Source organism: Planococcus sp. A6 (assembly GCF_028823615.1).
Lineage (GTDB): Bacteria > Bacillota > Bacilli > Bacillales_A > Planococcaceae > Planococcus.
Window position 1 is genome coordinate 13,247 of sequence record NZ_JAPEHT010000001.1, and the last position, 23,106, is coordinate 36,352.

The 23,106-nt window shown below is 41.0% G+C and carries 20 protein-coding genes; 13 read left to right on the forward strand and 7 right to left on the reverse strand.

Features of this window, described 5'->3' with window-relative positions; all coding sequences use genetic code 11:
• Position 1: 1 nt before the first annotated feature.
• Positions 2–661, forward strand: coding sequence for a hypothetical protein (locus ON064_RS00090; protein ID WP_274623080.1), 660 nt, complete (start codon positions 2–4; stop codon positions 659–661).
• Positions 662–727: 66 nt separating this feature from the next.
• Here ON064_RS00090 and ON064_RS00095 read toward each other — a convergent pair whose 3' ends face one another.
• On the reverse strand, positions 728–1,093 hold the full coding sequence (locus ON064_RS00095) for a type II toxin-antitoxin system prevent-host-death family antitoxin (RefSeq protein WP_274623081.1): 366 nt from the start codon (positions 1,091–1,093) through the stop codon (positions 728–730).
• A 168-nt stretch (positions 1,094–1,261) separates the two neighbouring features.
• Between ON064_RS00095 and ON064_RS00100 the strand changes: the two genes are divergently transcribed.
• On the forward strand, positions 1,262–2,485 hold the full coding sequence (locus ON064_RS00100; protein ID WP_274623082.1) for a DNA/RNA helicase domain-containing protein: 1,224 nt from the start codon (positions 1,262–1,264) through the stop codon (positions 2,483–2,485).
• A complete protein-coding gene (locus tag ON064_RS00105) occupies positions 2,482–3,102 on the forward strand; it encodes a DNA/RNA helicase domain-containing protein (RefSeq protein ID WP_483879750.1) in 621 nt (206 codons plus the stop codon). Before ON064_RS00100 ends, ON064_RS00105 begins: the two co-directional genes overlap by 4 nt.
• A gap of 329 nt (positions 3,103–3,431) precedes the next feature.
• Here ON064_RS00105 and ON064_RS00110 read toward each other — a convergent pair whose 3' ends face one another.
• Positions 3,432–4,031 (reverse strand): CYTH domain-containing protein, encoded by a 600-nt coding sequence (locus ON064_RS00110; RefSeq protein ID WP_274623083.1) that lies wholly within the window; start codon positions 4,029–4,031, stop codon positions 3,432–3,434.
• Between the two features lie 100 nt (positions 4,032–4,131).
• Here ON064_RS00110 and ON064_RS00115 point away from each other — a divergent pair, with 100 nt between their 5' ends.
• On the forward strand, positions 4,132–5,727 hold the full coding sequence (locus ON064_RS00115; RefSeq protein WP_274623084.1) for an HD domain-containing protein: 1,596 nt from the start codon (positions 4,132–4,134) through the stop codon (positions 5,725–5,727).
• A 164-nt stretch (positions 5,728–5,891) separates the two neighbouring features.
• On the opposite strand, the gene ON064_RS00120 is transcribed toward ON064_RS00115, so the two are convergent.
• Positions 5,892–7,088 carry a GmrSD restriction endonuclease domain-containing protein gene (locus ON064_RS00120; RefSeq protein ID WP_274623085.1) on the reverse strand — a complete coding sequence of 399 codons (1,197 nt, stop codon included), beginning with the start codon at positions 7,086–7,088 and terminating at the stop codon, positions 5,892–5,894.
• A gap of 278 nt (positions 7,089–7,366) precedes the next feature.
• On the opposite strand from ON064_RS00120, the gene ON064_RS00125 reads away from it, so the two are divergent.
• The 3 genes from ON064_RS00125 (at position 7,367) to ON064_RS00135 (ending at position 9,603) form a co-directional block, all read left to right on the forward strand.
• A complete protein-coding gene (locus ON064_RS00125; protein ID WP_274623086.1) occupies positions 7,367–8,065 on the forward strand; it encodes a DUF4085 family protein in 699 nt (232 codons plus the stop codon).
• A 40-nt stretch (positions 8,066–8,105) separates the two neighbouring features.
• Positions 8,106–8,942, forward strand: coding sequence for an SAV1803-related protein (locus ON064_RS00130; RefSeq protein ID WP_274623087.1), 837 nt, complete (start codon positions 8,106–8,108; stop codon positions 8,940–8,942).
• A 112-nt stretch (positions 8,943–9,054) separates the two neighbouring features.
• On the forward strand, positions 9,055–9,603 hold the full coding sequence (locus ON064_RS00135; protein ID WP_274623088.1) for a hypothetical protein: 549 nt from the start codon (positions 9,055–9,057) through the stop codon (positions 9,601–9,603).
• A gap of 530 nt (positions 9,604–10,133) precedes the next feature.
• Here ON064_RS00135 and yfkAB read toward each other — a convergent pair.
• Positions 10,134–11,264: a radical SAM/CxCxxxxC motif protein YfkAB gene (gene yfkAB / locus ON064_RS00140; RefSeq protein ID WP_274623089.1), complete on the reverse strand. Its 1,131-nt coding sequence runs from the start codon at positions 11,262–11,264 to the stop codon at positions 10,134–10,136.
• 221 nt (positions 11,265–11,485) lie between these two features.
• On the opposite strand from yfkAB, the gene ON064_RS00145 reads away from it, so the two are divergent.
• Positions 11,486–11,812: a hypothetical protein gene (locus ON064_RS00145; protein WP_274623090.1), complete on the forward strand. Its 327-nt coding sequence runs from the start codon at positions 11,486–11,488 to the stop codon at positions 11,810–11,812.
• A 136-nt stretch (positions 11,813–11,948) separates the two neighbouring features.
• On the opposite strand, the gene ON064_RS00150 is transcribed toward ON064_RS00145, so the two are convergent.
• On the reverse strand, positions 11,949–13,478 hold the full coding sequence (locus ON064_RS00150) for an FAD-dependent monooxygenase (RefSeq protein WP_274623091.1): 1,530 nt from the start codon (positions 13,476–13,478) through the stop codon (positions 11,949–11,951).
• A 264-nt stretch (positions 13,479–13,742) separates the two neighbouring features.
• The gene (locus tag ON064_RS00155; protein WP_274623135.1) at positions 13,743–14,627 is read right to left on the reverse strand and encodes an oxidoreductase; all 885 of its coding nucleotides are present in this window, start codon (positions 14,625–14,627) and stop codon (positions 13,743–13,745) included.
• Positions 14,628–14,907: 280 nt separating this feature from the next.
• Between ON064_RS00155 and ON064_RS00160 the strand changes: the two genes are divergently transcribed.
• The gene (locus ON064_RS00160) at positions 14,908–15,510 is read left to right on the forward strand and encodes a hypothetical protein (protein ID WP_274623092.1); all 603 of its coding nucleotides are present in this window, start codon (positions 14,908–14,910) and stop codon (positions 15,508–15,510) included.
• Positions 15,511–15,583: 73 nt separating this feature from the next.
• Here ON064_RS00160 and ON064_RS00165 read toward each other — a convergent pair whose 3' ends face one another.
• Positions 15,584–16,540, reverse strand: a complete 957-nt coding sequence (locus tag ON064_RS00165; RefSeq protein ID WP_274623093.1) for a calcium/sodium antiporter — start codon at positions 16,538–16,540, stop codon at positions 15,584–15,586.
• A 274-nt stretch (positions 16,541–16,814) separates the two neighbouring features.
• Between ON064_RS00165 and ON064_RS00170 the strand changes: the two genes are divergently transcribed.
• The 4 genes from ON064_RS00170 to ON064_RS00185 all read left to right on the forward strand — a co-directional run bounded on the left by ON064_RS00170 (position 16,815) and on the right by ON064_RS00185 (position 22,965).
• Positions 16,815–17,270 (forward strand): hypothetical protein, encoded by a 456-nt coding sequence (locus ON064_RS00170; protein ID WP_274623094.1) that lies wholly within the window; start codon positions 16,815–16,817, stop codon positions 17,268–17,270.
• A gap of 299 nt (positions 17,271–17,569) precedes the next feature.
• Positions 17,570–19,099 (forward strand): DNA cytosine methyltransferase, encoded by a 1,530-nt coding sequence (locus ON064_RS00175; protein WP_274623095.1) that lies wholly within the window; start codon positions 17,570–17,572, stop codon positions 19,097–19,099.
• A 535-nt stretch (positions 19,100–19,634) separates the two neighbouring features.
• Positions 19,635–21,674 (forward strand): glycosyltransferase family 4 protein, encoded by a 2,040-nt coding sequence (locus ON064_RS00180; protein WP_274623096.1) that lies wholly within the window; start codon positions 19,635–19,637, stop codon positions 21,672–21,674.
• A gap of 127 nt (positions 21,675–21,801) precedes the next feature.
• A complete protein-coding gene (locus ON064_RS00185; RefSeq protein ID WP_274623097.1) occupies positions 21,802–22,965 on the forward strand; it encodes a glycosyltransferase in 1,164 nt (387 codons plus the stop codon).
• Positions 22,966–23,106 lie beyond the last annotated feature (141 nt).

Below are 23,106 nucleotides of genomic sequence, written 5' to 3' on the forward strand. Positions count from 1 at the left end.
TATGAAGAAATTTGCAGTAATACTAGCGGCTATTGGACTTACACTGGCTGCTTGTTCGAGTGACAGCGAACCTGAAACCGAAGCAGTTGAAGAAGCGGGTAGCGCAGAAGAAGCAATGACTGATACGCAAGATACAGAAGACACTGAATCAGATGAAGAAGGTAAAAGCGTCAGCGTCGATGAAGGAATCTTCAATGTCGAAGTGACCATCCCAGCATCGTTCTTTAACGAAGAAGAAGACTTGGAACAAGTCGCAGCAGACGCTGAAGCCGAAGAGGTGAAAGAAGCAACCGTCAATGAGGACGGATCGATCACGTACAAAATGTCTAAATCCCAGCACGCAGACATGCTGCAGGAATTCTCGAACAATATCGATGAACTGACAAACGATATCCCTGAATCCGGGGACTATCCGTCTATCCAAGCGGTAGAAGCTTCAAACAATTACGATCACTTCACTGTTCAAGTGGACCAGGAAGCTTATGAAAATAGCTTCGACGGCATTGCTACCATGACTCTCGGTATTTCCGGCTCGTATTATCAAGTGTTGGACGGTGTCGACGTAGATGATTATGAAGTCACTATAGATATAGAAGATGCAGAAACCGGGGAAGTATTTGATACGATTGTTTATCCGGAAGCACTGGATGAGATGGGGTAAAAGTAGAATAATGGTATTCAAAAAAGCTCGCAGCGATGCGAGCTTTTTGCCGTTCACCACAATGAACTATTCAACATCGAACAACTCGTTATCGGCTATCTCATCTGGATCCATAGCCAAAATCCGTGCATAAGCTTGTTCCCCAATTGCTTCTCTCAACGACACCAATTTTTCAGGAGCGGCGTGTAGTTCCGAAATGCGATTGCTGATTTCAAACTTCCAAAATAGCTCCTTATAATACTCGAGCTCCTGATACAATCTCTCATATTCTCTGTAACCCAACATCACAGAATCGATTCGGCCATGAACGGAAATATATTGTGGTTTGTCTTTAGCCGCTTTGCATAAATAGGAAAAATTCTTCGAAGCCTTAGAGACTGTGATGATTTGGTCGGAAGTAATAGAAGGCTTTTGTCCCGATTCAGGAAGCACAAAAATCAACTCCTTATAATCTCTTTGTCTAAATATGCTCTCAAGCTAATAATTTGTCAATAATTGTAGTAATATTGCGAAAAGTATCCTCAGATTAGTTAAATAATGCTAAACTGAGATTAAGTAACAGACAGGATTTTACAACTAGAGAAGATAGGGGACGGCCACATGATTATCTATAACGAAAGTTCTTATAAATTCATTAGCCACGTACTGGAGCAGCGCATCGAATCTGTTCTTCTAGACCGGGTGCAGGAGAAAATGAACCATTCGGTTTCGCCAAGTGAGATCCGTTCGTGGACCAACTCATTACCTCAAATGGCGAAGATTTTGCGTGATGCGGATTTGAAAGACGGCACGCATGTATTACTTGAATACAAACTGCCATCAACCGAAAAGCGCATTGATTTTCTTATTACTGGCGAAGACAAGACCGGCAAGCAAAACGCGGTCATCGTGGAGCTGAAGCAATGGCAGAAATCCCAACTAGCAGAAGGCGATGGCATCGTCAAAACCTATCTTGGCGGGCGCAATCGCGAAACGGTGCATCCGTCTTACCAGTCCTTATCCTATAAGCGCTTTCTCGAGAACTTCAACGAATCCTTATATGAAGGCACATCGATCAATTTAAGCTCATGTGCGTATTTGCATAATTACATACCCAATCGTGAATCGGAGCCTTTGCTCGATGAACGCTACCAAAGCTATATCGAACAGTCGCCGGTCTATTTCCAATTCGATGACTTGTTATTGCGCAAGCGAATCAATGACGCGGTCTCGGAAGGAAAAGGCGACGAAATCGCGCGAAGAATCGAAGAAGGACGCATCCGACCATCGAAAAAACTGGTCGAAGCCGTTAATTCATTGTTCGAAGGCAATGAGGAATTCATCCTGCTCGACGAACAGAAAGTCGCCTACGAGAAAGTGCTATCCATTTACAATGGCTTAGATCTCGAAACCGACCAAAAGCACACAATCCTCATCAAAGGTGGTCCTGGCACCGGCAAGTCGGTCATCGGCCTGAACTTGATGAACTTCCTGCTGGGTGAGGCAGCGACGATCGAATACATCACGCCGAACCAGTCATTCCGTGAAATCCTGCGCAAGAAACTGATCGGCCGGAGCGGCTTCGTCGAAGTACGCAACCTGTTCAAAGGATCTGCCGCGTATGTCGACACGCCGAATAATTATTTCGACGTCCTTGTCTGCGATGAAGCACATCGCCTGAAAAATCAGGGCCATATGAAACCGAAAATCGAGGGCGAAAATCAGGCGACGCAAATTATCCGATCCAGCAGGCTCAGCGTTTTCTTTATCGACGACGAACAAGTCATCTCTAATAAAGATATTGGCCGCTTCGAACTGTTGAAAGAAGAAGCCGAAAAACAATAAACGTCCATGTCGTCGAACTCGATTCGCAGTTCCGCTGCTCCGGCTCCGGCAATTACCTGGAATGGCTCGATAATTTACTGTACGACAAGAAACAAGACATCCAGCTCGATGGAGACTTCGATTTCCAAATAGTCGATTCACCGCAGGAGTTGTATGAAAAAGTCGTCAAAGAAAAAGGAGGCAGGCTGCTTGCGGGCTATGCATGGGATTGGAATAAGAACCCGGTGGACGGAGAGTTACCAAAAGACGTCATAATAGAGGAACACGACTTCGCCATGCCATGGAATGACCCGAACCGCATCGACTGGGCGATCCATTCAGAAGGCTCGGAACAAATCGGCTGCATACATACCGTGCAAGGACTGGAGATGGAATACGTCGGGGTCATTATCGGTAAAGACTTGACCTATAATCCAGAAACGCAGTCGCTGAAAGTGAAGCGGGAGAATTTTAAAGATAAAGGGGCGAAACCTGGGAAGCCTAAGGGGAAGTATACGGTTGATCCGCTTGATCAGTTGGTGAGGAATACGTATAAGACCTTGATGACTCGGGGGATGAAGGGGTGTTATGTTTATTGCGTAGATAGAGAATTAGAACAACGGTTATTAATCGAATAAATACACAATTTTTTTAAGTAATACTTTAAAGGAGGTGATTATAAAATGGACTGTAAGAGGTGTGAAGTTGGGAAGATGATGTTTAACGAAGACTGGGACAAAGAATTCGATAGGCTAGATAGAACCTATCCTGATTATGATTCAATAAAAAGAGAGTTAAATAGGCGAGGGATTCCAAAATACATTTGTTCGAATTGTAAATTTGAGGAACTGGAAAAAATATGAATAGAAAAGGGGTGCAATGATAGACTGCAACCCTTGTAATTTCAAGTTAATAATAGGTAGAGATGAAGTAGCTTAAAGAGATTGTCGACAGATAGAAAAGTCAATTATAAAGATTCTATAAACCTCTTATATTTACTTTTATTGTTTAAATTATAAACTACACCTAATTTTTTGATTTTTTCAATAACATTTAAAGAATCTCTTTCATTCTCTATACCTTCTATTTCTAATTCATATTCTTCCTTACCATTTGGGAAAAATGAGTGATCTAACTCAAACTTGTGAGAGTAATCTTTAAAAAGTTCGATAGAGTATCTGATGTTTTTAAGAGAACCTAGGAGTTTTAAATCGTTTATGGTTTCAGTTATGTACTTACCTCCTTCTGGCGGTAGATAAGAGAATATTATAGATGGAGAAGTTGTACATTTTTGAAATACGTCAGCGGAAACTTCCTGTTCAAACTCCAAAGAAGAAGCATATGAATTATTAGGTAGAGAGAGTTGTTTTGCCTTTAAACAAAGTAACCACTTTTCATTTTCTTTTCTAATTCGCAATGTGATACCTCTTCTTCCTAAATCTAGGGTAGGGGTATCGAAATAATAGTTCTCTTGAATAATTTTTGATTTCACGTTATTAGCTTCTTGTAAAAGAATATGATATGTATTTTCTTTAAGAAGAAGTTTTAGTTCTTTTTCAATTTCCATTGTTTCAATTCTCCTTTGTGAAAATATAATACTAAAATTCATTTTAGCATAAGGATTAGAGGAGAAGATTCAAACATTTTATCTAAAAAGGAGAAATTTTATGGATTCTATTAAATTGAAATTATTTGGCAGTATTAATGATCCTATTCATGGATCGATAAAAATGAGCACTGAAGAAATGAATGTAATTGGACATCCATTATTTAGAAGGTTACATCACGTTCGTCAAAATTCTTTTTTATACAAAGTTTTTCCATCTGCTAAACATACTAGATTTGAGCACTCTATAGGAGTGATGCATGTAGCAAGTAAAATTCTATCTGCTTTATTGTTAAATGGAGAGAGTGCTTCAAAAGCGGGAGATTTAGCAGAGCTTGAAAGTCTTGAGGAAAAATTAGGAGAGGTTATGGGTTTAGGATTTACTTTAACTAATATAATGAAGGAAGAGGAAATAATTCAAATGTATAGAGAAGTACGTCTAGCTGCCTTACTCCATGATATTGGGCATGGTCCACTGTCACATTTATTTGATGCATTTGCTCCATCTACAGAAGATTTTTTAGAAATATTAAAATCCGATATTAATTTAAAAACAGGCTATCCGATAATTTTAGAGGCTTTTGAGAAGATGCTTATTGATTATAAGTATGAAGAAACAAAAGAGGCAGAAAATAGCGTGACAATAGAACATGAGCATGTTTCTTCATATTTCACGTACAGGATATTAGATACGCTCGAAATAGGGGAAGAACAAGAGAAAAAAGATTTAATTAACAATGTACTGACTATATTGAAACCCAAATTGGCATTGGGAAGAAAAATAATTGAAATAGATGGTATGGAAGTAGACGTTCTTCCTTTGCTAAATGACATCGTTGCTGGCGCACCAATTGACTGCGACAGGATGGATTATCTAAAGCGAGACAGCTATTTTGCGGGTGTTCCATATGGCAATTATAGTGAAGATAGAATTTTGAAATCTTTTTTACCTTTTATTTCATCTACTGGAGAGCATGTGGTAGCACGGTTAGGATTAAAACATAGCGGATTACATTCTATTGAGAACTTTCTACAAGCCAGGTATGAAATGTTTGTTCAGGTTTATGGGCACAAAACTAATGAAGCATGTAATTTTATGTTAAACAGTTTAGTAGAAGAGGAAAAGAAGGATTTTAAAATTTGGGCTGGTATAGAGCTAGATCATAATGAATTTGAAGATCTCTATGTTAATTTAACTGATGAAACTTTTCTAGAGAAACTCTCAAACAATTTAGGGCCGAAGGGTAAGCAAACAGTAAGCTGTTTGGTTGACAGAAAGCTGTGGAAGAGAGTTTATGAAACCGAAGAGTTTGTAGAAACTCACGAACAAAATCCACAATTAGAAAGTATTATGAATGAAGCTATTAATAAATTTAGTGAAGCAGATGATACCTTAAAGTTATTCAAAGGGGATAGGTTCCCACTAAAAGATTTTGAAAATGCAGCAAGAATTCTAGAAAAAAATTCATATTCTTATTATGCTGTTTCGCAAACTCCATTAAATAAAGCTTCGCAAATTATTGAATCTTTAAATAAAGGATTAAGAGTGTGGAGAATTTATAGCTTGAAACAAAAGACAGAGGCGGTCAGTAAACTTGCGAAGGAAGAAATTCACCCTCAAATAAAAAGCTTGCAAAATCTAGGGATCGTAAAATAGCTTTCTGAAATAAGGAACTTCTATTTATGTATCCTATTTATAGATAGTAAGGTTTTAATGGATCAATAGGATAGATTCACTCACAAAAAAAGCCGCCTTATGGCGGCCTTTCTAAACCTGGTCTGAGATGCATTTGATTTTGCAGCATGAGTTGTCTTCAAGATTCAACTAGAAGCTTTATCTAATAGTTCGTTATATATGCTTCTTCGAGCAGAATTACTTTGATTATTAAATTTCACCGTACAGACCCACGAATTGAGTTCAGCTTTTACTTGTTCGGGTACACTGTTTAAAGCGGTGTAAGGGCTATACACAAAGAATCCAATCAGATACAAAATATAATCAATCCTATTAATTTTATCAAATAAATTTTGCTCGTCTAAAAATTCTAAAGACAGTTCTAGGGAATTTAAAGTAAGAGTCAAAACTTCTCGAAATTTGACAATATCTAATTTAATTAATACATCTTCTTTAGTATCCGAAGGAATGGGAGCATAGTTAGTACTATGCTTACCATTTTTCATAATCACTTCATAAGCTGGATTTAAGGCGGCAATTGGATAAGAAACATTAGTGGTAAAGGGACTAAAGAGTTCATCAATACCATAAGATTTAAACATTTCTTTAAACGGGATAGTGTATTCAGTATAAATATCGAAATTTTGCAATTTTAATTTGGAAAAAGCCATTTGAATTGTTGTAACTCTACTACCGGCATTATTCAAAATTTCGAACCATTCTACCTGTTCTTCTTCAGTTAAATCCTCTGCAATATTTATAGTGTAGTTATAGTTGTGAATTTTACTTCGAACATTCACTAGCAAAGGATAAAGTTTGGAAATGAGATTTCGTTCTGCTAAATATTCCTCGAGTAATCTTTCATCCTCATTTAATAAAATTCCGACAGGGATTTCAGAATTTGAAGGCGAACCTTCTATAATTCTAAATTTTGCTCTTGAAACATCTAATACAACATTCACAAAATCAGGGTGATTAATAAAGCATTTAAAATTAGTTGTTAACCTTTGTTGTCCATCTATAGCAGATTGATGAGCATTTAAAATTTGACTATCGGCAATTAATTCTCTATCAATGAAGGAAATTTGAGAGACGGAATTTTCAGCATAGATTTTATTTATTTCATTTATTGAAATAGGAGAAACGGGGGCTTTTCCGAATAGTTGGTAATTCAAAAGGTCTACGGACTTCTTTAACGTCCAACTCACATCCCTTTGATAAAGAGGAAGGGTAATTTTGTTTTCTTTAATTTTTCTGCACATTTCATGAACTTCCATACTATGACTTTTTTTCGTGGGGTTAAAAGACACGGCTTGTCTGAGCTTAGTACTTATACGAACCATAAAACTCCTCCTTGTAGTAGCTGCTAAAAAGTAGCAGCTACTTAATTTATTTACATTTTATACTTATCAGATTAATTAATCAAGTTTTTAGTGAAATAAAATTTCAAAAAAAGATCTTTTATTTAAATGTAAAATAATTTTAGTTGCGAAATGAGAGAGCTGCACTAGTACTAGGTGGTGTGAAACAATGTATTTCTCTATATTTTTTCATTGCAAAACACGGTTGGTTCGGAAGTATGTCACTTTAAGGGAAACGAAATGCTAAGGAGACTCAATCGATGAAATACTTCACGAAGGCTTGGTATGAAGAAATGCAGGTTGCCGGTTTTCTCGTATTGCCGGAGACAGAAGAGGATTGGCAAGAGGAATTGGATTATTACCGTGAGGAAGGAAAAGATTTGCGGGAGTTGAATTTGCGCAATCTGGCCGATATGCGGGAAAGTTTGATGCGCTATTTGCCAGAGACGTTTCATCCATATATCTACGATGGCACACTGGTGACAGAATACCCGACACCAGAGCTGCGCATGCTCGTTAATCGATGGGAACGAGATTACGAGCGGCGGATGGAAGAACTGAGTGATCAGTATCAGCAGGATTTCGAATCGATCAAAGTGGAGCTTCCGCCAAATGCAGTCGAGCTGGTGGATAATGGTTTGCACGATGCGGTTGTCCGTTCTGTTGAAAGACCTTCTGAAGATCGGCTAGTCCTGACGCTCGACTGCAGTGGAGGTTTCTATTACTTCACCGACGTCCGGTTCACTTTTGAAGGGGTGACTTATTCAGATATCCCGGCTGATTTCAAAGGTGCCTGGTGGCTGTGTGACGAGATTTATAAAACAGAAGATGGCTTCGATCTTCATACCTTGTTTGATTCCCCAATGACGGAGACAGTGATCCGTGCACGCGATGTGAAAATCGAGCCTAGAAAAATGCCGTTGATGCGCCGGCTGCAGACTTGGTATAGAAGAAGGTAGCTAACTTTAATTTTTCAAACTGAGATTAGGGGTAATATCAATGGACAGTTATAAAGAATACTTGGTCTTATTATCCAAAAGTTATGAAGACGCAATAGAATGGTTGCTTCAAAAATACGGTTCTGCACAAGATGATTATTTCAGGGAAGCTTCATACCAGAGGTTTATGAACGGAGAAATAAAGAACATTACAAAAGGTAAATTCTCGAGAACAACTGAAGGTCTATATTGCCATCATATAGATGAAATCAAGTGGTTAAAGATATCTGATCAAGATTTTGTAAAAGATTATAGTATCCCCTTTGAGTCTCAAAGAAAAAACAGGTTGGTACATTGTGACTTAGCCGAGCATACGATTTTGCACGTATTGATAACAAAGGAAACTTCTTTTGAATATGGCTATCCGGGATATGAAGTGTTTTTAAAAAGGCTAATGGAAGAATGGTACCTTGATGAAAGAAAACCCAATCCGGACTGGATGAAACGGTGTTATTTGAAGTCGTTTCTGAAGCCTCAACAAGCATTTGAATTGGTAAAAGAAATGCAGAGAGTATTAGTAGAGAGTTATTTTAACAGTTTAGAGGATTATTTTGAGGAAAAGAAGAAAAGGGAAGAACAAATACAACAGTGGCAAGAACAGCGAAAACAAAGACGAATAGACGAGAGTGCACGTTGGATTGAGGTTGCAAAGCAATTACATCATAAGAGCCTTAGGAATGATATTGTTACTGCCAGCTATTTTATTCGCGTAGAATATAGAGATGTAATGGATTTATCAAAACAAGCCACTACCTTTAAAGAGTATGATCGCGAGATGAAAAAATATAGAAAAGAAGAAATATTGGATGAGCTTTTGGTATATATAAAGTCTTTTTGAAATTGGTGTAAAGTGTTAAAAATAGAACACTCTCGTTGGTGTAAGGAAGGGCAATTTTCAATCTTTTTATTTATTATCGATTTATAGAAATCGTAATTAAGAGGGGGACAATATGAGTTCAATTTATGGAAGGAATTTACTTGAAACCGTCATTGAAAAATCTTCAAAGAAATCGTGGGACAGCGCTGTACTAGAATGGGAAATCGATGATGTAATTGAAGATAAAGATAATAAATCTACTTGTATATGTGGGAAAGAAAATATTAGATATTTATTTACAATCAGAAATTCATATAATCAAAATACACTTTTCCCTATTGGAAGTTCTTGTATTAAGAAGTTTAATCGTGAAGATTTAAATGAAATTACTTTAATTAATGAAAAGTTGTTTAAGTTATTTCATGCTATTAAAACAAATAAATATATCCAATTAAGTTCTGATTATTTTTCGAGAAAACTATTAGAATACTTTTTTAATCAAGGGGTTTTCAAACCTAGTCAATATAACAATTTTAATGGGGAAAAGGATTACAATTTTATGCTGAAAATGTTTAATATGAGAAGCCAGCCGACTGCCAGCCAGTCAAAGAAAATAAATGCTATTATCATGACTTCTATAAAACCGTATCTGGTACACATGCTTAATGATAAGACTTTGTGAGAATTGAGTTCAAGAAAGGACCGATGTGGAAACTGCTGAGTTCGCATACGAGTCAAACAACAGGTGTTGTGCTGTTCCCTGAGAAGTATGTGAATTACCCTAGCCTTCTTTCCTATTACTATCCTAGTCTGCTCCAAAAGCCACAATCTCAAAAGCCTCCAAATACATTTTCAACATACGCAGCCATTACTTTTCAGTCGCAAGCGCCACATGGCCATCCGGCCGAATCAGGTATAGCTCATCTTGCTTAAATCCTACATTCCTCATTTTAGCTTTCCAAGGAAACCCATGGAGCTCAAGTGAATGCAAACAGGCAAAGTCGATGAGTTTTGGGTTTGCTTTGCCGTAGATAAGGATTTGCCAATCGACGGAGCGTAGCGGCACGAAATTATCGCCATTTGCGGTTTCGTTCCACGGCAAGGGCCTGCTACAGTAATTGATATGGATTTAAGAAAACACCTTAAATGCATTTCTTGAAACGCAAAAACCCGATCCAGCGCAAAGTTTCCACACCGGATCGGGCTTTTCATTTAAACAGTAATTCTCGATTTTTGGACGGTGAAATCGATGTCGGGGTAGTAGGCATCTTTCACCAATAAATTCGGTCCGAGGCATTTGGCGGCTGGGCAATGGCAGGCGATCGTTTTGGCTAATGGCCGCTCCAGCCAGCGGTCAAGCATTGCCGGCAGCGAATCGTGCTGGATATTGCCCATCGCGGGTGTGTCGCCGAAATCGGTGACGATGACTTCACCGGTGAAGATATTCACATTGAGCCGTGAGCGTCCGTCTGGGTCATTGCGGACGGTGACGTTTTTGCTTGAGTGGATGCGGTTCAGGAGTTCAATGTCTTCGTCGTTTTGGCTGCACGGGTAAAACGGCAAGGTACCAAAGAGCATCCAGACATTCTCATCGCGGACATCCAGTAATTCGTGGATCGCTGTTCTCGTTTCATCGAGCGACAGCACTTCCAATTGGCTGGCGAAATCGCTTGGGTACATCGGATGCACTTCGTGGCGTGCGCATTTCATTTCTTCAATGATTTGCTTATGTATGTTTTTCAGATGAGGCAAGGTCCGCTTGTTCAGCATCGTTTCCGCCGAGACCATGACGCCCGCTTCTGCGAGTGCGCGGCTGTTGTCGATCATGCGCTGGAACTGTTCAGCCCGGCGCTCACGGGAAGGCTTGCGTTCCATATTGGCAAATCCGCCATCGACAAAATCATCGATCGTGCCCCAGTTATGGGAAATGTGCAGGACATCCAAATAAGGGGCGATTTCCATATAGCGGTCCAGCGGCATCGTCAGGTTTGAATTCATCTGTGTGCGGATGCCGCGTGCATGGGCGTATTTCAGGAGGGGCAAGACATAATTGGCGACCGATTTTTTCGAAAACATCGGCTCTCCGCCCGTCAAGCTGATGGTCCGCAAATGAGGGATTTCATCGAGGCGCGAAAAGAGCAGCTCGATCGGCAGCGCATCCGGATCCTTGTGCTCGAGCATATAGCCGACCGCACAATGTTCACAGCGCATATTGCATAAATAAGTCGTGGTGAATTCGATGCTGGATAATGTCAGTTTCCCATGGTCTTCGATATCCATATACGCTTCCCATGGATCGTATTGAGGGGTGATCTGTTTGAGTGTTGTTGCCTGGTTTTCCATATGTATCGTACTCCTAATCATTTTTTCGACTCTTAAGTATGCGCTTTTCAAATGGCTTGCGCAAGAGCTTGTTTAATATGGTATAAAGGGTGCGAACTAGTTTCATTTATTCTTTTATCATTTTTTAACTAAATATTCTATTTTTTTGAGCTTTTTACTAGTAATCAAACGTTTGTTCCGGTATATTAAAAGCATATCACTATGGGATGAGGTGGATTTCGATGGTGCTAGCGATCAAAGAAGTGAACGGATTTGAAAAAGGTATGGAATATACGAGGGATCTTGAGTTTTTGTCATGCTTTACAAACGACGAACATCGGGTAGTCTCTTTAATAGATACAGACGGCAATGTTTTTTACTGGACGACTACGGAAGGGTCGCCCGAATATCGAAACTTCCGGTTAAAAGCTACTTATACATTTAAAGTTAGTTATATATCGACCATACTGGGCCCTTCCAGCCCGAAGGTCATTATTGCCGAATTGAAGGACATATCAGCCAGAAAAAGCATGTATGGCAAGGCAAAGCGCTTCAAACTAAATGCTTGATTCACATAAATCATCGCCCTGTGTCAAAATCGATTCAGTGCATGGACTGCAATTGTATGCAAAATAAGCCGTATCCAGAAACCTTGATGGTTAATGGGTGCGGCTTATTTTGTGTATTTTCATTGCTGTTTCAATCTTATTTTGCTCCAAAAGCGACAATACCAAAAGACTCCAAATACATCTTCAACACACGCAGCCATTGCTTGTCAGTCGCAAGCGCCACGTGGCCATCCGGCCGGATCAGGTACAGTGCGTCTTGCTTGAATCCTGCGTCTTTCATTTTAGCTTCCCAAGGAAACTCATGGAGTTCAAGCGACTGCGAGCGGGCGAAATCGATGAGTTCAGGAGTCGCTTTGCCGTAAATATGGATTTGCCAATCAACAGAGCGCAGCGGCGCGAAGTTATCGCCGTTTGCGGTTTCAATCCACGGCAAGCGCATGCCGGCGAAGATTTTGCCGGCTTTACCTTTACTTAAGAGACTGTTGCGGTAATTAATGTGGATTTGGGACAAAATCTTGAACGCATTTTTTGAGGCGAACGAAAATTGGAATACGGACGGCAAGACGTAAGGGACGGCATACTCCCGAAGCAAAGTCCCCGGCAGTTTTTGATTGACGATTGTCTGGAATGCTTTGTCGGTCGTCGCGATCAGCCGCCGCGCAAAGGCGATGCGTTCTTGTTCGTATGTGCTGAGTATCATAGGAGCGGCTTTCCCTTGAACGACGGCTGCTAGTTTCCAACCGAGATTGATGGCGTCCCCGATACCGGTGTTCATGCCTTGCCCGCCGGTCGGGCTGTGCAAGTGGCCGGCGTCGCCCAGGATGAAGATACGCCCTTTGGTGAATTTTTCGCTGACGCGGTTGTGGACGCGGTAGGTTGAAAACCAATTGACCTTGGACGCCTTCACATCGATTTTATTTTCAACGTAATTGGTGATTTCGCTGTACTCGACATCGGTGCGTTCGTTGAATTCTTCTGGCACGATGCCGAGTATGCGTTTCGTATGGGCGTTTCGGACATTCATATAGAGCATGAAGCCGTCATTGTCCATGTACATATCCATCTTTTCCATGTCGTCGACCGGCTTAGCGGTTTCGATATCGGCAACAAAGAACAATTGCTTGTACGTGCCGCCGGGGAAGTCGAGATCGAGTCCTTTTCGGACCATGCTGCCGGCGCCGTCGCATCCGCATAAATAGGCGAATTCGGCCATTTCGACAGGCTCTCCAAGTTGTTGCATGACGGCGTTCACGCCATTTCCTGTGTCTTCAAACGAAATCAACTCGGTGTTCCATTCCACTTCGACGCCGATCTTGCCTAATTCATCGACTAATATTTCTTCGTGATCGTCTTGCGGCAAACTCAGGATAAACGGAAACGGGCTCTGCCCTTTGCCGAGCTCATGGAATTTTACTTGGGCTCGTACTTTTTTGCCGTCGCTGACATCGAGCGATAAAATCGGATGCCCGCGCTTGATGTTGCGGTCGGCGAGGCCGAATTGCTCGTAATGCTCCAATATGCGCGCATGTACTGCAAGCGCACGTGAGGCGGTGCCGGTTCCAGAGTTACGGTCGATGATGCGAAACGGCACGCCTTGACGCGCCAGGCTATAGGCCAGAGCCAAGCCGGTGGGGCCCGCTCCGACGATTAAGATTTGTGGGTTCATGATATAGACCTCCTAATGAGTATCACGCCTGTTGATGGATTTTGTTTCAAGTATCGTGTGAAGCTGAATAATCAGGTATAAGAAAAATTGAAAGCACGTGATACCGAACAAAAAACCTTGTATAGCTACTATATCCTTAATTGAAGGGTTTCAAGCATCGGCGCGTGCAATAAACGAAATGCCAGAAAAGCGTATGCGGTTTCCCTCGGAAGGAGACCGCATACGCTTCATTTTATGGTCTTGAATAGGTTCATTTCAAAGATGTCATTGATTGAAATCAAACGTGACGCCGGTCAGGTGTTCTGATACGTCCCACAGTTTCTGGCGGGTGGCTTCATCATTCACTGCCGGATCCGGTTTTTCTAAAGTCGGGTAGCCTCTCCGTTGGCCTTTGCCATCCGGCCCGATGTATTCGCCGCCTGTGATGCCAGATGCCGTAGCGGCATAAACGGTTGGAAGTGCCCCCATTGCGGCAGGCTGCAAATAGCGGTTCATGAGCCCTTTGAAAATGCGCGGCATTTCGCGCCCACCGATTTTAAACAGATTGGTCGAAGAAATCCCGGGATGGCAAGCGAGGCTCAGTGTCGATAAGCCATGTTGCTTGAGTCGCTTATCGAGTTCAGTGGCAAACATTAAATTTGCCAATTTGCTTTGGCCGTAAAACTTCATCGCTTTATAGCCCTTTGAGCCGTCCAGGTTATCAAAGTCAATGGTGGAATTGCGGTGTGCCAGACTGCTGAGTGTCACCACCCGCGAATTCTCGGTGTTGAGAAGCAACGGCAGGAGCAGGCCCGTCAAGGCGAAATGCCCAAGATGGTTGCTGCCGAACTGCAGCTCAAAGCCGTCTTTCGTCTTCGCATAAGGCGGCGTCATCACGCCGGCGTTATTGACCAGCAAATCGAGGGACTCGAAGCGGCTGATGAAGGTTTCTGCAAAATTCCGTACGCTAGCCAAATCGGACAAGTCGAGTTGCATGACCTCAATAGGTGCCTTGGGAGATTCTTCTCTAATTTCTTGTTCAGCTGCTTTCCCTTTGTCGAGATCACGGACCGCCAAGATGACCCGTGCGCCTAAGCGGACGAAGGTTTTAGCTGTTTCCAGTCCGAGTCCGCTATTGGCCCCTGTGATAATAGCCGTTTTTCCTGTCATTGTATTGAATTCCACAAGCTCAGCTCCTAGTTCTGATAGATTCTACTTACATGTACCCTAATGATGCTTTTGATAATCGGGTGAGAAAATGTCCCTGTGCACGAAACAATTCGAAACGATTCTGACAATACGCTACAATTTATAGCATATACACGAATATGGCTGTTAACATTATACGTTTAATGCCGATTTTTCTTTTTATGCAGCTTTATAAATTGTGTATAAATTGTGTGGTGCACAGGGACAAACAGAAGGAACAAACAGAAGGAGCGTGGATGAAATGAAGGTTTTCAGCAAGATCATTTTTGCAGGCAGTGCAATTGTATTGCTCGCTGGGTGCGGGGACGATGCAAACGAAAGTCCGGAAGAAAATCCAGCGAGTGATCAAGCTCAGGACACTGGCAGTGAAACAGAAGAAAGCACTGCCAGCACTGGGCAAGAGGCTGAAGAGGATCAAACTGCAGGCTCCGAAGAAACTGTTGCCGAATCGGAAGAAAATGCCTTGTCTTCGTATTCAAGTGAACAAATCGAATATGCTAGGGTGTGGCTGCAGCTAGGGCCTAACCAGGACATCGATGGCTTATACGTCAAACAGATCCCGGCTGGAACACCGCTTAACCCGGACGACGAAACCAGTGCCACCTATCCGGAAGATGTTATTCAGCTAGCCGGATCGCGCTTGGTCGATGGCGTCGTCACTTATAGCGGCAATGGCGACGGCACGGTGAATGTCTACAACGTCCCGCTTCGCTGGGATGGAGAATACCCGGCAGGCGAGGCGTTCTATAACAATTTGATTGACAATACGGAATTGGTGGCCATTAATGCGGGGGAAGACGAAGACGTGATTCGCTTGATCGAACTGTTGGAGATGGAACCGTAACGTATATTGAGCGAGCCAACCAAACAGGAGCAGCACCTAGTTTTTAGGCGCTGCTCCTGTTTAGTTAACGCGGTTAATTCCGCAAGATGATAAAAATTAAATAAACGATGTAGATGGCGGCCAAGAGCCCACCTTCAATCCTCGAAACCGTGTACTTGGTTCTTGAGAGAATCATCAAAAGAATGGTCACGACGATCATCAGAAAGATGTCCGTGAAGATTTTCGAGTCTACGGTTAACGGGTGAATCACGGCTGAAGTGCCCAACACAAAGAAGATGTTGAAGATATTGCTGCCGATAATATTGCCTAACGCGATGTCGACTTGTTTTTTCAAAGCGGCCGTTATCGAAGTGACCAGTTCGGGAAGGGACGTGCCGACCGCTACAATCGTCAAGCCGACCAGGGTTTCACTCATTCCAAGTGAAAGGGCGATCTGGACGCTGTTATCGACGACGAGGCTCCCGCCGAAGATGATGCCGGCAAGCCCGCCGACGGTTAACAGCGAATTCTTTACCCAGTGTTTGTTCGCGGCGTCAGCGTGAGTCTCCTCGTTATTCCGGCGGTCTTTCCGTGCCACTTCGAAGATATAATAGAGAAAGATGGCAAAGAACAACAACAGCACGATGCCTTCTGTTCTGGTGATGAAGTTGCTGTCCAAAGATTGGAGCTGCTGGTCGCTGATCAAGACGAGCAACGCCACGGCACTGAGCAAGGCGAACGGAATCTCTTTACGAATGGTGTCGCTTTGGACGAGCAACGGGAAAACGAGCGCAGTAGCCCCTAAGATGAACGTGATATTGAAGATATTGCTGCCGACGACGTTCCCGATCGCGACTTCACTGCTCCCTTCGAAGGCGGCAATAAAACTGACGGAAGCTTCCGGTGCGCTGGTACCGAAAGCGACAACCGTCAAGCCGATCAATAACGGCGAAACCCTCAAGCTTTGCGCTATTTTTGAAGCTCCTTCTACAAAGAAATCGGCGCCTTTGATCAACAGGGCGAAGCCGACCAATAACAATAAATAAGCCACCGGGTCATCACGTCCTTCCGATTGTATGTATTTTAAACAAAACCGTTTGATTCTTTCTATGAACATACCCTTTAACCAATTTTCAAAATCCCTAAAAGAGGTCCATTTTATGGGAAGGCTAGAAATAAACTTTAACTACAGAGCTAGCAGAACTGCGTGATAGAATAACAGAGAGTGAAACAGCAGCAACAACAGCAACAACGGAGTTGCCTTGTCTAATCGGAAGTGCAACATTCATAAACGATAGATGAATTGAAAGGAATGAGACAGCCTAATGAACAAAATGGTCGAACAGAAAATGAACGAGATGACTGATGTCTTTAATAGCTTGCCGAATTGCCGCGTGGAAACGAGTGAGGACGGGCGGATATTGATCTTGAGCGATAAGCCGGTTCCTTGGAGTGACACGATTGAGAAGCGGGACGCGCACTCGGAATATAAAATCGGATCCATCACGCCCCATAAAGCGGCTCTCGGCCTGTATATCGATTTCCCGCATAACCTATTGGATATCGACCGGGTGGAGGACATCGTCGATCCGGACATCACCTTGACATACTACGAACCGGGTACCAAGACCTCGACTGCGAAAAGTTGGTGGCGCTTCCGGTCGGACGAGAAATTCGACAGCGTCCATATGGTGTTGAGAAAAACGGAGCTGGAGTTGTATGATTTCACGAGAGACAACTGGGTTGGATTGATGGAAGAGATCACCGCTGTTCATAAGTGATTGGCAACTTGGCTGAATAACTGAAGTTCTCAGAATTGAATCAATTTCTCTAAAAAATTCGATTGCAAGATACATCATAGGTAGACCGTTCCTCCATCCTTATTGCCATATATGCGATGCTCTACAAAAAATGTCTCCTGTGGCAAGAGTTAATGATTGATAGTTTACTTTTCAAAGTTCCACTTATAATTTTTCGGTTTTTCAGAAACTTTTTGTTTTTTTCTATGGCGTCATAAAAAATTATTTAGTCTGCTAAAAAGTAGGAGTTAATATTTAAAATTGGAAGAGAGAGGATAACTATGCAAGGCGAAAAGCAAAACCCAACTGCAATTTCCCTTTATTGTGGAGCAGGTGGAATGGATTATGGATTTAAACAAGCTGGGTATGAAATTTTGTTAGGTATAGAAATAAATAAAGCTTACTCTGACACTTATGAAAAATTCTCAAATACAAAGTTTTTGAATAAGGATTTAATCGACATAGATTATAGGGATATTCCTTATGCGGATGTTGTTATAGGGAAATTCCCTGTACCACCATTTACAACAAGACTAAATGAAGTTCAAGATTTCTCAGGTATTAATTCTGTATTAAAATTATTAAAGATAAAAAAACCACGTGCGTTTGTTTTAGAAAGCTTTAAAGGACTAGTGAATTTTAAAAAGGGTTCTTTTTTTCAAGAATTACTAAAAGTGTTTTCAGAAAGCAACTATCAAATTACTCACGAAGTTATAAATACTAAAGACTTTGGAATTGCACAAAATAAAGAAAAGTTGATCATTGTAGGAATCAGGAATGACATAGGAAAAGAATACACTTTTCCAGGTCGAAAAATGGAAAATGTTCTTGTCAAAGATGTTGTATGGGATTACAGATTCGATGATAAAGATTATAAATCGTCATTGCTGAATCCGCCTTCGCAAGGACCAAAAAACAGATATAAAAAAGTTATATTGGAATCCATTTCTCCTCCGCTTTTAGGGACTTCAAGATATGTTATTGGAAATGAAAAGGTTGGTTTTTCACCTTTGACATTAGAAGAAGCAGCTGCAATCCAATCTTTTCCTAAGGATTTTGAATTTGTTGGTTCTAGACATTCTAAAATGAATCAAATAGTCGCTTCATTTCCACCTAAATTATCTTTCGAACTTGCAAAAAGTCTGCTCACTACACTAGATATCGAAGAAAAAATAAATGTAATTGGTAAAAATGGTGAGAACCCAACTTCTAATTTAACTGGAAAAGTGAAAAAAGAAATGGGAAATCAGTCAAAACAAGAAGATATGGATAATAATCTAAGTGTAGACCCCGAAATTAAAAATATCTCAATGATTTTACCAGGTAAAGAGCAAGCGCATGATTACCATAATACGGTATTCGAATATTTGAAAATTATTTTTGAAAAAGAATTGAGAAGAGGTAGAAAAGAGACACCAATTAATTCTGGAAGAAAAAGGATAGATATAACTTTCGACAATGCAGGGAAGGAAGGCTTCTTTTTTGATTTGAAAAACCAATATGATATTAAATGTGCCAAAATCTTGATTGAATGTAAGAATTACAATGAAAGTCTTCAGAATCCAGAATTTGATCAACTAACAGGAAGATTTAATAACTGGTATGGAGAATTTGGACTATTAATTTGTAGATCTGTAACTTGCAGAAAAAAAAGCATTTCTCAATGCAAAGATATTTTGAATAGTGGCAAAGGGGTGGTCATAGTTTTAACTGATGAAGACTTGAAAAACTTAATGGCTTTAAGAAACAATTTGGATTTCCAAGGAATTAGCGATTATATGAGGGATTTATTAAACGAAGTTATTGTGTAATTTAATCATTTTACTATTCTATAAAACTTTAAAAAGCACTAATATTACTTGCAAAGTAAATTGAAATAAATTTTGAATTCACTTTAGTATATTTATGAGAGTTACTTAAAGATGGTGCTTTACCCAATGAATTTGAGAATTATAGTACGTAGCTTTTATATTTTCAATAAGTATAATGAGCATGGGGATGGTTAAAAGTAAGGGACTCGCTCAAAACACATTTTACTAACTGGATTGCTACACTTGCTGAATCACTTCGGCAGGTGTTTTTTTATTGTCCCACACTCCGCAAGCGCCTCAAGGAGAGAGTGGATATTGTGTCTTTTATCTTCACATGTTCCATTAGCCATACAGCACAAAAAATGATGTATAGGGAATGGAGTATATTTGCCCCTAATTGCTTCAAGAGTTTTGGCATTAATTGGCACCTTTCGCTTTATTCAAAAGAATGAGCAAGCGTATGCGCATATAGTAGCACTACCTGTGGTATAGAATAGGAAGAAAATAATCTACTGAAAGCATCGGAGGATGAAAAATGAATGAGTTTGTTGAGTTTAGAAATCGTGTTTATGGTAACAACGGCAATTATAGTTACCCTTTTCAATTTTTGGATGAGTACATAAATAACAGCACGGCGCTAAACTCCGATGAATCCAGAGTGGTCAAGCAAATTCGAGCAATCAAGCAACTGGAGCTGGACAAGCAATTAGGTGAAAAGGAAATAGATGAATTATTGTCGTTTTTGGGAGAGCACCCAACGACAGACCGATTTATCGTAGATGCGGTTTTACGCTTATTTAATGACGAAAGCAAGCAATTACTAGAAGCAAAGATCAAAGAGCTATTGGTAAACCAGCAATACGATAGTCAAAAGCTCTATCATGTTTTGGATCTCTGTATTGAATGTGGTATCGACATGTTAAGCAATGAGGATATCTCATTTATGCTTGAGCGCTACAAACAGGATTGGGAGATCGTTTCTCTGTTGCTGGACTATCTGGACCGTTTTGAGCGGCAGGGATTTAAAGACCTTATATACGAATTATTGGAGCTCGATTACCCGGATGGCATAAAAATCCAAGCCCTCAATTTATTAATGAAATTGGGTCCAACGGAAATGGCTGACCAATCCTTCGTGCAGAAGCATATCAGAAACGAGAAAAATGAAGTGTTTTTTGATAGTTATGTAGACTTTCTCAAGACAGATTTTAATTTCGACAAACAAGGCGTTTCCGTTTTACAGTCGATGTTTTATGGGGATTTTGAAGATAGCGGGAAAGGGAATAATGGAGGCTTAGCCGTATTATTAAAATCTTTGGGTGAAGAGGTATCGAAAGACGATCGCATCGCTCATGTGTTTACGATCACGATCACGCAAGAATCCAATAAGCCTTTTATCAGCTTCCATGGCGATAAACATGTCTTTATCAGATTGCCCATCTATTTAGATCAGTCTCGATCAGACAAGTTCATTAAACGAGAGTTATTCATCAAAAGGCAGATTGCCCATTTTTTGAAACGGTCTGACATAAAGCCCGATGTCTTCCATATCCGGTTTTTAGACAACGCATCTAAAGCGGTTGCCCATCTGAGCAAGGATTTAAACAGCAAACTGGTCTTTACCCTAACGCCAGACCCGCACCGAAACATGTTTGAGGGATCGGGGCAGTTAAAGGAATTTAATTTTAATGAGCTGATTGAAAAACTGAACAAGATCAAGATAGGTGATGAATTAATCCACACGAGCGATGGCATCGTTGGCATCGGGAATGGAGACGTGAAAACAGAACTTGCGGTCTATTTCCCTCAATTTAAGGATGAGGATGTAAACAGAAAAATAAAAATGATCGGTGAAGGTATACAGACAGGCCAAGCAATTAATGTAAAAGACATCGCTCCCCATTCAACTGCGCTTACAGAATGGAGCGAAACAAACAAAGCTTTCTTTGAAAAACCCGTCATCTTAAACGTCGGTAGATTGGCTGTGTTAAAAGGGCAGATGGAGCTGTTAAAAGCGTGGGCAAACTCCAAGCTTTCTGACACCCATAATCTTCTCATTATCGGCGGAGATTTGGAGCGGCCGAGCGCAGAAGAAAAAATGGTGATTGATTTCTTTGAGGATTTCTTGCAACAGCATCCCGAGTTCAAAGACCGGTTCATCCATAAAGGGGCCATGTCGAATGTGGATATCAGATCGCTCGAACGGAATATCATTAAAAAAGACTTTGACTACCCCCATATCTACCTATGCTCGAGTGCAAAAGAGGAGTTTGGTATCGCTATTTTAGAAGCGATGTCAATCGGATTCCTAACTTTGGGGCCGATCAAAGGCGGAGTGAAAAGTTACATGAAGAGTGGCGAAAATGGATTTTTGATCGACACCAGCAATTGGGAGACGATCGCCAGAGAAACGGAAAAACATCTGTATGATCCCCAAATCGATAAAGAGGCAGTAAAGAAAATTCAAGTTGCAGGACAAAAAACGATAGATGAAAACTTTTCGATTCAAAACATTTCAAAGGAGTTTGTGTCATTTTATTCGTCTTTAGAAGGAGAAAATGAAAATGAAATATAAGAAAATATTCTTTATCAGCCCGCCTTTTTATTCGCATTTTAACCCCTTGCTCGTGTTGGCCAAAAGCTTTCAAGACCATGGGGCAGACGTGACATTTGGCTGCAGCATCGAATTTAAGGAAAAAATCTTGAAGGAGAATTTGAATTTTTATGAAATAGATATAAATTCGAATAAAAATATTGGGAAAGGTGAACACGCGATACAACCGGATGCGGAGAGAATGAGGTTAGAAGAATTTTTTGAGTCGACCAAAAAAGGGGCAGTGGAAACACTGATCACACAGTCCCGCCATCGAAAAGCGGATATGCTGTATAATCCGCAAGAGCTGATCGACAATATAAAGGCCATCGATGATTCCATGGATGTTGACCTGTATGTGGTGGATATCCTGTCGTACTCGGTTACGCTGAGCTTGTATTTCCTGGGACTGCCTTTTGTGACTTTCTGTCCGCCTCATCCCAATACCATTCCAAGAGACGGACGGTATTTTAACGTACCCAAAAGCTGGCCTGAGGCGATAACGGTCGAAGAAGAAGACTTGAAGATGTTAAAGCAGGTATCCACCCAAACACAACAAGAGTTTACGGAAGTTTTCAACACGATTATCACTGAAAATAAATCGATTAAAAAAATCAGCAATGCGTTTAGCTTAGTTTCTGAAATTGCGGTCATCTACAATTATTTTGATTTCAACAATATTGAAAAACATGATGAAAACCCAAAAGAGCTGTTTATAGGAAATTCATTTGAAGCGGTTGCCTTAGATGAAGAATGGATGGAAAAAATAGAGACAAACGAACAGAAAATCATGATCAGTTTGGGGACGTTTTTATCGAATCGAAAAGATGTACTGGAAAAACTCATCTTGTCGGCCAGAGAAAGCCATCCGGATGCGCTGTTGATCGTTTCGGCAGGAAGCCATGCGGAGGAACTTAAAAAATACAGTTCGCCCAACACAATCATCGAAGGTTTTATCCCTCAAGTCGCGCTGATGCAGTATGTTGACACCGTTATCTTTCACGGGGGATGCAATACCTTGACAGAAGCGATGTACCACGGGAAAAAGATGGTCATCCTGCCATTTTCCAGCGATCAGTTCAATATCGCGTATGATATTGAAAAGAATAATTTAGGAAGAGTGCTGGACCCGAATAATTTCAGCCAAGTGGAATTGGCGAAGGCATTGGCTGAGCTAGAAGAGAGTTCTAAAGACAATTTACGGTATTGGCGAAACTTCTCAAGAGAACGAGGCGCAGATTATGCAGTGAAGAAAATATTGGAGATTGAATGACATACAAATATATTGACTGACTTATAATCTTTCATTGTCGATATTCCGCAAAACAGCTGCGCTTTCAGCGGGCCCGCGCCCAAGCCTCCTCGGTCTCAGCGCTTCGTCCGCGGAAAGCGTCCGCATGGAGTGCAGAGTCCT